9 protein-coding genes are annotated in these 13950 nt (G+C 44.9%); 1 reads left to right on the forward strand and 8 read right to left on the reverse strand.

From position 1 onward, the window contains the following. Positions 1-29 precede the first annotated feature (29 nt). Complete coding sequence (locus HUO09_RS19325) at positions 30-1355, forward strand: Na+/H+ antiporter family protein (RefSeq protein ID WP_188235053.1); 1326 nt, start codon at positions 30-32, stop codon at positions 1353-1355. A 125-nt stretch (positions 1356-1480) separates the two neighbouring features. On the opposite strand, the gene purF is transcribed toward HUO09_RS19325, so the two are convergent. The 8 genes from purF to glnS all read right to left on the reverse strand — a co-directional run bounded on the left by purF (position 1481) and on the right by glnS (position 13825). Further along, positions 1481-2992 carry an amidophosphoribosyltransferase gene (gene purF, locus HUO09_RS19330; protein ID WP_167413477.1) on the reverse strand — a complete coding sequence of 504 codons (1512 nt, stop codon included), beginning with the start codon at positions 2990-2992 and terminating at the stop codon, positions 1481-1483. A gap of 35 nt (positions 2993-3027) precedes the next feature. Then, a complete protein-coding gene (locus HUO09_RS19335; RefSeq protein ID WP_167413478.1) occupies positions 3028-3519 on the reverse strand; it encodes a CvpA family protein in 492 nt (163 codons plus the stop codon). A gap of 62 nt (positions 3520-3581) precedes the next feature. Further along, positions 3582-4133, reverse strand: a complete 552-nt coding sequence (locus HUO09_RS19340; RefSeq protein ID WP_188235054.1) for an SPOR domain-containing protein — start codon at positions 4131-4133, stop codon at positions 3582-3584. Further along, positions 4134-5399: a bifunctional tetrahydrofolate synthase/dihydrofolate synthase gene (gene folC, locus HUO09_RS19345; RefSeq protein ID WP_167413480.1), complete on the reverse strand. Its 1266-nt coding sequence runs from the start codon at positions 5397-5399 to the stop codon at positions 4134-4136. It lies immediately after the preceding gene. A 44-nt stretch (positions 5400-5443) separates the two neighbouring features. Then, a complete protein-coding gene (accD, locus tag HUO09_RS19350) occupies positions 5444-6370 on the reverse strand; it encodes an acetyl-CoA carboxylase, carboxyltransferase subunit beta (protein WP_167413481.1) in 927 nt (308 codons plus the stop codon). Positions 6371-6579: 209 nt separating this feature from the next. Then, positions 6580-7374: a tRNA pseudouridine(38-40) synthase TruA gene (gene truA, locus HUO09_RS19355; protein ID WP_188235055.1), complete on the reverse strand. Its 795-nt coding sequence runs from the start codon at positions 7372-7374 to the stop codon at positions 6580-6582. A gap of 175 nt (positions 7375-7549) precedes the next feature. Beyond that, a complete protein-coding gene (locus HUO09_RS19360; RefSeq protein WP_188235056.1) occupies positions 7550-11920 on the reverse strand; it encodes a FimV/HubP family polar landmark protein in 4371 nt (1456 codons plus the stop codon). Positions 11921-12154: 234 nt separating this feature from the next. Continuing rightward, positions 12155-13825: a glutamine--tRNA ligase gene (glnS, locus tag HUO09_RS19365; protein WP_167411203.1), complete on the reverse strand. Its 1671-nt coding sequence runs from the start codon at positions 13823-13825 to the stop codon at positions 12155-12157. Between the last annotated feature and the right edge of the window lie 125 nt (positions 13826-13950).

A 13950-nucleotide genomic window follows, 5' to 3' on the forward strand; every position in this document is an offset into this window, starting at 1 on the left:
AACCAAACACGACTTGAATTGAGAATTATATGAATCCTGTAGTCATTTCCGTTTGCGTCATGCTGCTTCTTGCACTGATGCGCGTAAACGTTGTGGTTGCCCTAACCTTCAGCGCCATTGTTGGCGGTTTAGTGGCAGGTATGAGCTTAAATGATACTGTAGCAGCTTTCGAAAGCGGCCTTGGTGGTGGTGCGACTATCGCACTTAGCTACGCAATGCTTGGTACGTTTGCTGTTGCTATTTCTAAATCGGGCATCACTGATCTGTTAGCACAGAGCGTGATCAAACGTCTTCATGGTAAAGAACATGGTGCGGCAACAACCGGATTGAAATACGCGGTCCTAGTTGCATTGTTGTTGATGGCGGTATCTTCACAAAACGTCATTCCCGTACACATCGCATTTATCCCAATTTTGATTCCGCCTCTATTAGGTGTATTTGCCAAGCTCAAACTAGACCGTCGCTTAGTAGCCTGTGTTCTTACCTTTGGTCTGATCACTCCTTACATGGTGCTACCTGTAGGTTTTGGCGGTATTTTCCTCAACAATATCCTGCTAAAGAATCTACATGATAATGGCCTGGAAAACATCTCTGCAGGTCAAGTACCTATGGCGATGCTACTCCCTGCTATTGGTATGATTACAGGTCTGCTTATTGCAGTATTCTTCAGCTACCGCAAGCCGCGTGAGTATCAAGAAACAGAGTTGACGGTTGTTCATCATCAAGCGAACGAAATCGACAAGAAACACGTTGGCATTGCCGCTATCGGTATCGTGGTTGCGTTAGCCGTTCAGCTCGCGACAGGCTCAATGATCATCGGTGCATTGGCTGGCTTTATGGTGTTTACTTTCGGCGGTGTTATCGCATGGAAAGAAACGCACGATGTGTTCACTAAAGGTGTTCACATGATGGCAATGATCGGCTTTATCATGATTTCTGCAGCTGGCTTTGCCGCTGTAATGAAAGATACCGGCGGTGTTGAATCCCTTGTTAGCGCGTTATCAACCAGTATCGGTGACAACAAGCCTTTGGCTGCATTGCTCATGCTTGTGGTGGGTCTACTGGTGACTATGGGTATCGGTTCTTCGTTCTCAACCATTCCAATTATCGCGACCATCTATGTACCTTTGTGTATCGCTTTTGGTTTTTCTCCGATGGCGACCGTAGCGCTCGTGGGTACTGCAGCAGCACTGGGTGATGCTGGCTCACCAGCCTCTGACTCAACATTAGGCCCAACATCAGGTCTAAACGCCGATGGACAGCATGAACACATTTGGGAAACCGTTGTACCGACCTTCCTCCACTACAACTTGCCGTTAGTTGTATTTGGTTGGATTGCGTCAATGATTCTTTAACCTATTTGCTTTCAACCCCACATACTGAAATTGTGGGGTTGATAAAACGCAAGACATTAAAAAGGCTTCCCTAGGGAAGCCTTTTTGCTATTCATTGACTATCAACATACTGAAACGTAAAGTGATTAAGCACCTTCGTTGTACAGTTCCAGACTTGCTAGATCCTGAATTTCACGTTGTGCTTTTACATCGTCACCACGCATCGACTCTAGGTAGTCAAGGTATTTCTGGTCGATGTCGCCTGTCACGTATTCACCGTTAAATACCGATGCTTCAAATTTAGCGATATCAGGGTTACCTACGCGCACTGCATCTTCTAAATCTTCAAGCGTTTGGAAGATAAGCGCGTCAGCACCAATTTGTTTACAGATATCGTCATTATCACGGCCGTGAGCAATTAACTCGTTTGCTGTTGGCATATCGATACCATATACGTTCGGGAAACGAATCTCAGGCGCTGCTGATACCATGTAAACTTTCGCTGCACCAGAATCACGAGCCATCTCGATAATCTGCTCAGAAGTCGTTCCACGTACAATTGAGTCATCGACAAGCAGTACATTCTTATCTTTAAATTCAGAACGGATAGCATTCAGTTTGCGACGAACAGATTTCTTGCGCTGCTGTTGACCCGGCATGATGAACGTACGACCAACATAACGGTTTTTCACGAAACCTTGGCGGTATGGCTTATCAATCGCTTGAGCAATTTGCAGTGCAATATCGTTTGATGTTTCTGGGATTGGAATAACAACATCAATGTCCAAATCAGAAAATTCGTTCTTAATACGGTCGCCTAGACGTTTACCCATTTCAACGCGTGCGCTGTAAACAGAGATTTTATCGATGAATGAATCAGGACGAGCAAAGTAAACGAACTCGAAAATACATGGAGTAAGACTTGGGCTATCAGCACACTGTTTAGTGAACAGCTCACCTTCAAAGGTTGCGTAAATAGCTTCACCCGGCGCAACATCACGTACGAAGTCGAAACCTACCGCATCGAGTGCTACCGATTCTGACGCAACCATGTATTCAGTACTACCATTCACTTCGCGCTTACCAAGGCAAAGTGGACGAATACCATTTGGGTCGCGGAATGCAATCATACCGTGACCAATGATCATAGCTGTGACCGCGTATGCGCCACGAATAGTGCGGTGTACGTTTGCCACTGCACGGAAGACATCTTCAGAAGTAACATTACCTCTTACAGTATCAATCTCATGCGCCAATACGTTTAGCAGAACTTCAGAATCTGAAGTGGTATTGATATGACGACGATCTTTTTCGAATAACTTTTCACGTACAACATTCGCATTGGTTAGATTGCCGTTATGAGCAAGCGTGATACCGAATGGAGAGTTTACGTAAAAAGGCTGAGCTTCAGATGCACTTGAGCTGCCTGCAGTTGGGTAGCGAACGTGCCCAATACCCACAGTACCTTGAAGACGCTGCATGTGTTTGGCTTCAAAGACATCTTTTACTAAACCGTTCGCCTTGCGCAGACGGAAACGATTGCTATCTATGGTACAAATACCAGCGGCGTCTTGGCCACGATGCTGCAATACCGTTAAAGCGTCATAAATAGACTGGTTTACAGGCGTTGTGCCCACGATTCCAACAATACCACACATGTCTTATTCCTCGATTTGCGTCAGTAACTGACGCGTCATATCGCGTCAGATAGAAAACTTGATGTTGCTTGTATGTGTTCGAAGAGAGGCGCAATCACACGGCTAAATTCCGGTACTAGTTGCGAACTCTTCCACCACTCTGAGCTTGGTAATGCAGTAAAGGTATCGATAAAAAACAGAGCTGCCGCTACGATTAGAACCCCACGTAATGCGCCAAATACAACGCCTAAGACTCTATCCGTACCTGATAAACCTGTTTTCTGAACCAATTGCGAAATCACATAATTCACAATAGCCCCCACCACTAAGGTTGCTACAAAGAGTGCAGCAATGGCGGCGCCGTTGCGAATCAAATCGTCTTTAATGTTGGTAAAGTACACCGCAAGTTTTGCGTAGTACTGTGAAGCAATAAAAAATGCACCACACCAGATAATTAATGACAGGGCTTCTTTCGCAAAGCCACGTACCAAACTGATCAAAGCTGACAAGCCGATCACACTTAAAATGACAATATCTAACCAATTCATGAGTTCTTACATCTTAAGTTGGCGCGCATTTTAACAGAAAAAAACGCGACGCAAACGTTTTCTTATGGGTTTAGTGGTTTAAATTTGAGCAATTGACCTTTTGAACCGGTAACTTTCTCTAATTCCAGCAGTTGTCTCTCAAGCTTACTTTTTGAGACATCAGGTCCAATGATTACTCTTGTAAAACCGTTTTCTTGTTTTGTGTGAGCTTGATAACCGCGTTTTTGCAAATCGCTCACAACGTTTTTCGCGTTTTCTGCGTTCTTCAATGCCATCAACTGAATGATCCACGCGCTGTCTTGGTAGTCATTTTTCTCAGGTACTTCTTTGACGACGGTTTCCATCGGTTTATCAGCATCAGCCGAGGCGTTTGATGTCTGAGACGTTTGTTGAGTGACAGAGACCGGAGATTCCGGTAATGCGGTTTGATCTTCAACAGGCTCAAGCACTTCGAACTTTTCTACATCACTATTAAGCTCAGGCTTGATCGGAATGCTTGTGATCTCTTCTTGATAGTGCATTTTCTTGCCATCAAGAACATCAGGCAAAACGATGACACCTATCGCTACCAAAATAATAGTACCTACTAAACGGCTTTGAAATTTACTCGCCATTTACGCTCCTTTATTTTTCCAGTGCTCAAGCACTTCACCGACTGTGTGAAAAGATCCAGCGACGATTATGACATCACCATCAGCAACCCTTGTCATCGCACTTTCAAATGCACTTACAGGGTTTGCATACTCCACTTGACCTTGTTCAAGGTGCTGACACAATTCAGTTGCAGAAGCCGCTCTGGGTCCTGACAACGAAGCTGGGTACCAATGCTTCACAAATGGCTTAAACACATCAATGGTGGACTGAATATCTTTATCGTGCAGCATACCTAGCACCATATGTATGGTTTTATCAGGAAACTGAATACGGATCTGGCTAGCAAGATATTCGGCTGAATGAGGGTTATGAGCCACATCAAGTAGTACTATTGGATTATCACTAATGCGCTGCATGCGCCCAGCCAATTTTGCTTTGCGCAGACCTTCGACAATATTGACATCGCTAACTTCTAACCCTGAACATCCCAAAGCCATCAATGCCGTTGCCGCATTAGCAAGAGGAAGTGTTGGGACTGGCAGATCAGTGAGGTCAAAAGGCCCACTTCTCCACTGCCAAACAGAGTCTGACACTTTTTCATAATCAAACTGGATACCAACTTGATAGAAATCCGCACCAATATCATCGGCATGAGCGGCAACCGTTGAAGGAGGCTTTGGTTGCCCGCAAATGGCTGGCTTACCTGTTCGGAAAATGCCCGCCTTCTCAAAACCGATCACATTGATATCATCACCCAGCCAATCAACATGGTCGATAGCTAAGCTGGTAATAACAGATACATCGTGATCAACCACGTTAGTCGCATCAAGACGACCACCAAGGCCAACCTCTAACAGCACAACATCGACTTTTTCTGTTTGAAAAATGCGCAGCGCAGCCAATGTACCGAACTCAAACAAGCTTAGGCTAATTTCGCCACGCTGTTCTTCAATATAAGCAAAAGCTTCTGTGTGTAGTTCATCACGAGCATCAACACCGTTAATACGTACACGTTCGTTGTAGCTAATAAGGTGAGGAGAACTGTAGACACCGACCGAATAACCTGCATCCAGAAGAATACTTTCCATTAACGCACAGGTAGAACCCTTGCCGTTGGTTCCGGCAACTGTGATAACGGTAGGAGCGGGTTTAGTGAGAGAGGCTTTGTTAGCCACCGCTTGTACGCGGTCCAAGCCTAAATCAATTGCAGAAGTGTGAATATGGGTTAAATAATCAAGCCACATCGACAGTGGAGATGTGGCTTGAGGAATTGGGTTTTGTTTCATCTAACGTAGAACCATTGTTTTCTTTGGTTTAGTTAGCGCCTACTTTACCCTTTTTTCTTCGCTTCTGGTACTGAATATGCTTCCTCTTGTGGAGCATCGTTCACAGAAACTACGAGTGGAGATTTTTGGTTGGTCATCTTCGCAAGTAAGCCTGCAATGCGTTGACGCATTTCGCGACGGTCTACGATCATATCAATCGCGCCGTGCTCTAGCAGGAATTCGCTGCGTTGGAAGCCTTCTGGAAGATCTTCACGTACTGTTTGCTCAATAACGCGACGGCCAGCAAAACCGATCAGTGCTTTTGGCTCACCGATATTGACATCACCCAGCATCGCAAGGCTTGCAGAAACACCACCCATTGTTGGGTCAGTCATTACCGAAATGAACGGTAGTCCTTCGTTTGACAAGCGCTCTAACGCTGCACTGGTTTTAGCCATTTGCATTAGAGACATCAAAGCCTCTTGCATACGAGCACCGCCACTTGCAGAGAAACATACTAGGCCACAGTTTCGTTCAATTGCCGACTCCACTGCACGAACAAAACGAGCACCGACAACCGAGCCCATTGAACCACCCATGAATGAGAATTCAAAAGCACAAGCCACAAGTGGAATACCGTGCAACTCACCGTTCATAACGATAAGAGCATCTTTCTCGCCGCTGTTTTTTTGCGCCGCTGCTAGGCGTTCTTTATAACGCTTAGAATCTTTGAATTTTAGTTTATCTTGAGGCTCAAGCTCTTGTGCAATCTCTTGACGATTGTTTTCGTCTAAGAATGTTTCCAGACGACGACGCGCTCTCATACGCATGTGATGATTACACTTTGGACAAACTTCGAGGTTGCGCTCAAGCTCTGCGTGGTATAGCACCTGCTCACAAGACGTACACTTAGTCCAAACACCTTCAGGAATCGATGCTTTACGTGAAGTTACTATGTTGCTTTTTTCTAAAATCTTTTCAAGCCAACTCATAGAAGACCTTTTACTCTGTGCTCTCCCGCTCAATGCGAAAGATTTAAATTCGACAATAATGCGTGGGGATTAAAGCATAGAAAATGCCAACTGTAGACAAAAAACTGGTTGTACCTATTTCTTGTACCAGCCACACACACCTAATATTGCTCATTTTCAACGCTAATCAACTGATAACTTTGAGCCAATTACTACACTTTAGTTCAACATTAGTTCAAATGATCAGGTAAAAATAGCGGCCCTAATGGTGGTTTTGGTAAATCAAACTCTTGTGGGTAATCCACAGACACCAAATATAGACCTTCCGCTTTTGCAGTTGCCCCCGCCAATGTGCGATTTTTCGCATCCAGCAACCACTGAATCCACTCAGGTTCTTTCTCACCACGACCAACAGCAATAAGGCTACCAGTAATATTGCGAACCATGTGATGAACGAAAGCATTCGCTTTAATATCAATAACTACGTAACGTTCATGGCGGGTAACATTCAAGTGCATAATATTACGCCACGGACTACGTGACTGGCAATGAACGGCTCGAAATGACGTGAAATCATTCTCACCCAACAGATATTGGCCAGCTTGATGCATTTTTTCCGCATCAAGTTCTCCGTGATAGTGGCTCACACCAGAAGCCAGAATCCCCGGACGGTATTCATGGTTATAAATCACATAACGATAACGTCGAGCAGTTGCGGTAAAGCGAGCGTGAAATTCGTCAGGCACTTCTTTTGCCCAACGTACCGCGATATTTTTCGGTAAGTTCGCATTGGTTCCCATCGTCCAAGCGACCATTTTTCGTGTCGCTGTTGTATCAAAATGCACAACTTGTCCAGTGCCATGTACGCCAGCATCTGTGCGTCCTGCACACTGAACTTCAACAGGATGGTTGGCGACGACAGACAGTGCTTTTTCTAGCTCTTCTTGAACACTTGCAACTTCTCTTTGACGCTGCCAACCAAAGTAATGAGTACCGTCATACTCAATACCCAACGCTATTCTCATGGTGTATTACTCTTAATCACTATAGGTCTGCTGACCTTGGGTCGGGCAGTATAATATCAATCGCTTGAGATTTCTAACCCACGAATGTTTATAGCCACTGGGTCTCTCCTGCTGTGTATCATTCCGAAATAAGCAAAGAGGCAGCGAATGCTGCCTCTTACTCTAGTTATCTTTATTACACTCGACCATTAATGACATCGATAAGGTGCTTCGCCTGTTGGCGAATTTCATCACTACCATCCACGATCGCTTCTTCCAGCAACTTAATGGCACCTTTATCATCGTTCATCTCAACGTAGATTTTCGCTAAATCTAGCTTACCTGCAGCTTCTGAATTACTGTCTACGTCGATATCACTGACATCACCAATCACATCTGGGAACTCATTGAGTCCCACATCCAGTTTTAACTCTTCATTATCTAGATTAAGAGTGCTGCCATCATCGCTCTCAACCTGAGCCATTAAATCGTCGATAGTCATAAACTGACGACTAGTAGGCTCAAAATCAGCAAACTCTTCCTGATTTCCCCAATTTTCTTGGGCGACTTCTGGCTCTTTCACCTGAATTTCAGGATGCCACACGTCCTTCTCAGTTTCTGGCACTTCGTCAGATATCGTCGCTTGCTGATCAGGCGTTAAGTTAAATCCATTCCAATCTTCTCCGCCCATTTCCAGCATGGCATCAATGTCCATGCCAGCACTGTCAACGGACTTCGCATCAATAGGTTTGTCAAAAGCAAAGTGAGTTTCTGCTTTATCCTCGTCAGTCAACCAATCGGAAAGCGCTTGCTCATCAAACTCTTGTTTAGAAACATCGCTAAGATTAACTTCCGTTGTCTCTGGTTCTGCCTCTGCGTACAGCGATGAATCATCTAACTGAGCGTCTTCTGATTCATCAGACAGTTCATCCGTTTGGGAGAACATATCCGCTAGAGCATCCTCTTCCGTATACTCAGGTAACTCAGAATCGTCAATTTCTACATCCGCGATCTCGGCTTCAGCTTCTGGCAACTCTTGCTCTTCGACGAATTCAGAATCCGCCAGCGCATCTTCTTCTGTGTACTCTGGAAGTTCTAACTCATCGAATTCTGCTGCAATGTCTTGCTCTGGCTGTTCAGGCGCAGTCTCTTCCGCTAAAACCTCGGCAGGCTCCACTTCGTTTTGCGCTTCTGGAGCTTCCGTTTCTGCTGCTTCAGATTCAACATCGGCCAGCGCATCTTCTTCTGTTGTGTACTCTGGAAGATCTAACTCATCGAATTCTGTGGCAATGTCTTGCTCTGGCTGTTCAGACGCAGTCTCTTCCGCTAACACCTCGGCAGGCTCCACTTCGTTTTGCGCTTCTGGAGCTTCCGTTTCTGCAGCTTCAGATTCAACATCGGCCAGCGCATCTTCTTCAGTGTACTCTGGAAGATCTAACTCTTCGAATTCTGCTGCAATGTCTTGTTCTGGCTGCTCGGGCTTAGTCTCTTCCGCTAAAACATCGGCAGGTTCCGCTTCGTCTTGCGCTTCTGTAGCTTCAATTTCTGCTGCTTCAGATTCAACATCGGCCAGCGCATCTTCTTCTGTGTACTCTGGCAGATCTAATTCGTCGAATTCAGCGGCAATATCTTGCTCTGGCTGTTCCGGCGCAGTCTCTTCCGCTAAAAGCTCAGCAGGCTCCACTTCGTTTTGCGCTTCTGGAGCTTCCGTTTCTGCTGCTTCAGATTCAACCTCGGCCAGCGCATCTTCTTCTGTGGACTCTGGAAGATCTAATTCGTCGAATTCTGTGGCAATGTCTTGCTCTGGCTGTTCAGGCGCAGTCTCTTCCGCTAACACCTCAGCAGGCTCCACTTCGTTTTGCGCTTCTGGAGCTTCCGTTTCTGCTGCTTCAGATTCAACATCGGCCAGCGCATCTTCTTCTGTGTACTCTGGCAGATCTAATTCGTCGAATTCTGTGGCAATGTCTTGCTCTGGCTGTTCAGGCGCAGTCTCTTCCGCTAAAACCTCAGCAGGCTCCACTTCGTTTTGCGCTTCTGGAGCTTCCATTTCTGCTGCTTCAGATTCAACATCGGCCAGCGCATCTTCTTCTGTTGTGTACTCTGGAAGATCTAACTCATCGAATTCTGTGGCAATGTCTTGCTCTGGCTGTTCAGACGCAGTCTCTTCCGCTAAAACCTCAGCAGGTTCCGCTTCGTCTTGCGTTTCTGGAGCTTCTGCTTCTGCTTCTGCTTCTGCTTCTGCTTCTAAACCATCAAACACCCAATCATCATCTTGAGGAACACCGAATTCATTCGCTACAGCTTGCTCTTGTTCTGTATCAGCTTGTTCGCTACCTTCAATTTCTGGATTAAATTCGAAATCATCCAGTTCTAAATCGTCTTCCTTTAGTGCGGAAATTGATTCGAATTCTTCATCCAGTAAAGGATCTGATTTAGGTGCATTAGTAATGAGGTCATCGATAAAGTTTTCACTATTGAAATCTTCAACCAATTCTTCAGATTCAGCGTTTTGTTCGATTGTCAGCAGCTCATCAAAAAGCTCTAAGCTTTCATCTGGCTCATCTGAGTCTTCGGACTCTAAACTAACGTCATCGGCTAAAAAGTCTTCGTACCCAGTCGGTTCCTCACTCAGTTCACCAACAAAATCATCGAGCAGGTCTGTACTGTTTTCGTCGATATCAGGTATGTCCGAATCACCGGCTTCTCCCAGTAGTTCGTCCAGTTCCAGCATCATTTCGTCGGCGACATTTTGTTCAGAATCTGCTTCATCAAAACCATTTTCATCCAAAAGCTCATCTAGCAACGCTGTGCTATTGGCTTCGAAGTCTGGCTCATCTTCATCATCTTCTAACAACAACTCGTCAAGTAATGCGGTATCGTCCTGCGCATTCGCCTCTAAAGACTCTAGGTCAGCTTGGGCTTCTATGTTTGAAAATATGTCGTCTAACTCTTCATCTGAAGTGAATGTAGCCGCTTCAGGCTCAAGACCGCTTTGAGACTTTTCATCTTCTAGCAAGCTGTCGAAATCTAGCAACTCTGAACTGCTTTCATCATCGTCTTGTGCTGCAAACAGTTCATCCAACATAGATTGATCAAGAGACGGTGAATCAAGCTCTTCAGAATCACCATCTGTAGCCAATAAGGATTCAATATCAGCTTGTGACATTTCACCGTCATCAGACAGGTCAAAGCCAATCTCATCATCTTCATCATTGTTCTGCGATGCTTCGTCTAGAGCGCGCTCCATTTCTTCTAAACCGAGGGCTTTCTCATCAACTTTGACATCGATACCGTTATTGCTAGAAGATAAATCACCGAAGTCGGTATCAAGGTCACCAGAGTCATCAATAGCAGCGAACAAGTCTTCGCCTTCTTCACCTTCTAAATCGAAGTCTAATTCGCTATCGTCTAAACCAGCAAAGATGTCACCTTCGTCTTCATCCGCTGCATCTTCTTTCTTCTCTTCACCAAAGAGTGAATCGTTGTCATCCATGCTGCCAAACAGATCATCGTCCAGAAGCAACTCATCATCTAAATCTTCCAGAGCCTGATCACCAACCGCAAGTGGAGCAACAGTTTCAGCGCTAGAATTCGTGTTGAGTGCGGTTTCTTGAGTTGGTGAGCTTGATGCTTGATTTGAACCTGAACGACGTCCTAAAAATAGCACCACGAGTAAAGCGATTAATAATCCTGGAATAAGTGCTAACCCAGCAACAACCCAGTTGTTCGCAAGCAATTCATCTAGCTTAGAAGGTGCTAGACGTTGCATCTCTTCGCGTTTAATTCTCTCTTCAGCCAACAGTTTTTCGACTTCAGAACGAATACGGTTTTCGTCACCCAATTCTTGTTTCAAACCGCTTACTTCAGATTGCACTTCTGCAAGCATCAAACGCAGTCTGTGGTTCTTCTCTTCCAGTGCCTGTATTTCATTTTGATCAGCTGATGACACTTTCATGCTGTCATCATTTTTGGCTTCCATAACAGGCTTTTCTGCAATCGCAGGAACTGTTGACGTTGCTTGCGCTTCAGGAACCTTCGTTTCTGTAGGAGCGACAGCGGTTGGTTTCACATCTACTGTCGGTTTAGGTTCTACTTTTGGTGTGTTAACGGCGGGGGTTGCAGGCTTCGCTGACTGTTGAGCGAGGCGAGCTTTATGCGCGGCCATTACATTGACCGCTTCTTCCGTTGAAACACTGCTCACTTGAGCGAGAGAAGGAATACGTAATGAGCTACCGGGAATTAGGCTATGAATATTTTGGTTTTCAAACGCTTGAGGATTTAAACGATAAATTGCCAGTAGCGTCTGCTGTACGGAAACTTGGTTAGAGGGACGTATACGTGATGCAATCGACCATAAAGTGTCTTTTTCAGAAGTAGGGCCAAGAACCTGTGAAGGCTCTGCCGTTGCTGTTGTTCGATTACGGACAATATCACTACTATATTGTGGCGCTGACTGAACTTCGCCAGTCGGACCAATAAGGCGAATACTCTCTGCACTAACGAAAGAAGTCTGAGTCACGGCCGCTACAGCGATTGGCAGTAACAGGCGTTTAAAAAATTGACGCATATAAGGCTCAGCTAGGTGCTATGAATTAATAAAGATAATAATCTGTTAAATATATCGGATAAGAGGAGCAAAACTATAGGAGATAACGCAAAAAATGTGTTCGTACCGTAATAATCGCAGCAATCTCACACTAAAAATCCATTTTTGTTACTCATGTCCGATACCATAATGACGATTCAAAAAATAAAAGCCAGCTTTAAGCTGGCTTTTACATCGTGTTACCTTACTCGGATATTACTCAGACTCAATTTTAGCCCAAGTATCGCGAAGGCCAACAGTGCGGTTGAACACTAAAGATTCTGGCGTTGAATCTTTATTATCAGCACAGAAATAACCCACACGCTCAAATTGGTAACCAACTTCAGCTTCTGCAGTCGCAAGGCTCGGTTCAACAAAACCATTCACCTTAACCAGTGATTCTGGGTTAATCGTTGCGGCGAAATCATCGGCTGCACCTGGGTTAGGTACCGTGAATAGGCGATCATATAGACGGAATTCAGCTGGAAGACCTTTATCTGCAGATACCCAATGGATCACTCCTTTCACTTTACGACCATCTTCTGGGTTTTTGCCCAATGTCGCTGGATCGTAAGTGCAGTAAATCGTTGTGATGTTGCCGTCTTGGTCTTTCTCTACACGCTCTGCCTTTACAACATACGCGCCACGCAGACGAACTTCTTTACCTAACACCAAACGCTTGTATTTCTTGTTACCTTCTTCTCGGAAGTCTTCACGTTCAATCCAGATTTCACGAGTAAATGGTACATCACGAGACCCCATATCAGGGTTATTGGGATGGTTAGCAAGATTAAGCACTTCCACATTACCTGCATCGAAGTTTTCGATAACCATCTTCACAGGATCCAACACAGCCATTGCACGCGGTGCATTGGTGTTTAGATCATCGCGAATACATGACTCTAGTGAACTAAACTCAATCATGTTGTCTTGCTTAGTAACACCAATACGTTTACAGAATTCACGAATAGAAGCAGCTGTAAAACCACGACGACGCAAACCGGAAATTGTAGGCATACGCGGGTCATCCCAACCATCGACCAATTTCTCAGTCACAAGCTGATTTAGCTTACGCTTAGACATTACTGTGTATTCTAGATTCAGGCGGCTGAACTCATATTGACGTGGATGACAATCAATCGTGATGTTATCAAGCACCCAATCGTACAGACGGCGGTTATCTTGGAATTCCAAAGTACAGATAGAGTGCGTAATACCTTCCAACGCATCCGAAATACAGTGCGTAAAGTCGTACATTGGGTAAATGCACCACTTGTCACCCGTCTGATGATGATCAGCAAAGCGAACACGGTAGATGACTGGATCACGCATTACGATGAATGACGAAGCCATATCGATTTTAGCACGCAGACATGCTTCACCTTCTTTGAAGCCACCAGTTCTCATTTTTTCAAATAGAGCCAAGTTTTCTTCTACGCTACGGTCACGATAAGGACTGTGTTTGCCCGGAGTGGTTAAAGTACCACGGTATTCGCGGATCTGCTCTGGAGTCAGCTCTTCAACATAAGCCAAACCTTTGTTGATAAGCTCCAGCGCATATTCGTATAGTTTGTCAAAATAATCAGATGAATAGCAAATATCACCAGACCACTCAAAGCCTAGCCAACTTACATCTTTCTTAATTGATTCTACGTATTCGATGTTTTCTTTCTCTGGGTTTGTGTCATCAAAACGTAAGTTACACTGGCCCTGATAGTCTTGAGCGATACCAAAGTTCAAACAAATCGACTTCGCGTGACCGATATGCAGATAACCATTAGGCTCTGGCGGGAAACGAGTATGCACGCTAGTGTGTTTACCATCCGCTAAATCTTTATCTATGATTTGGCGAATGAAGTTCGATGGACGAGCCTCAGCTTCACTCATCTATAGCACCTCAAAATAATTTAATACTGGCAGAAAGTTTTCCTGTCTGGGCCAAATTAGCCGCAATCCACAGAAATATTGCGTTCAATGATCCACAATTCTGGGCATTTTCACAATAAAAACTG

Origin of the sequence: Vibrio sp. Y2-5, assembly GCF_014596725.1 — a bacterium.
Classification (GTDB): domain Bacteria; phylum Pseudomonadota; class Gammaproteobacteria; order Enterobacterales; family Vibrionaceae; genus Vibrio.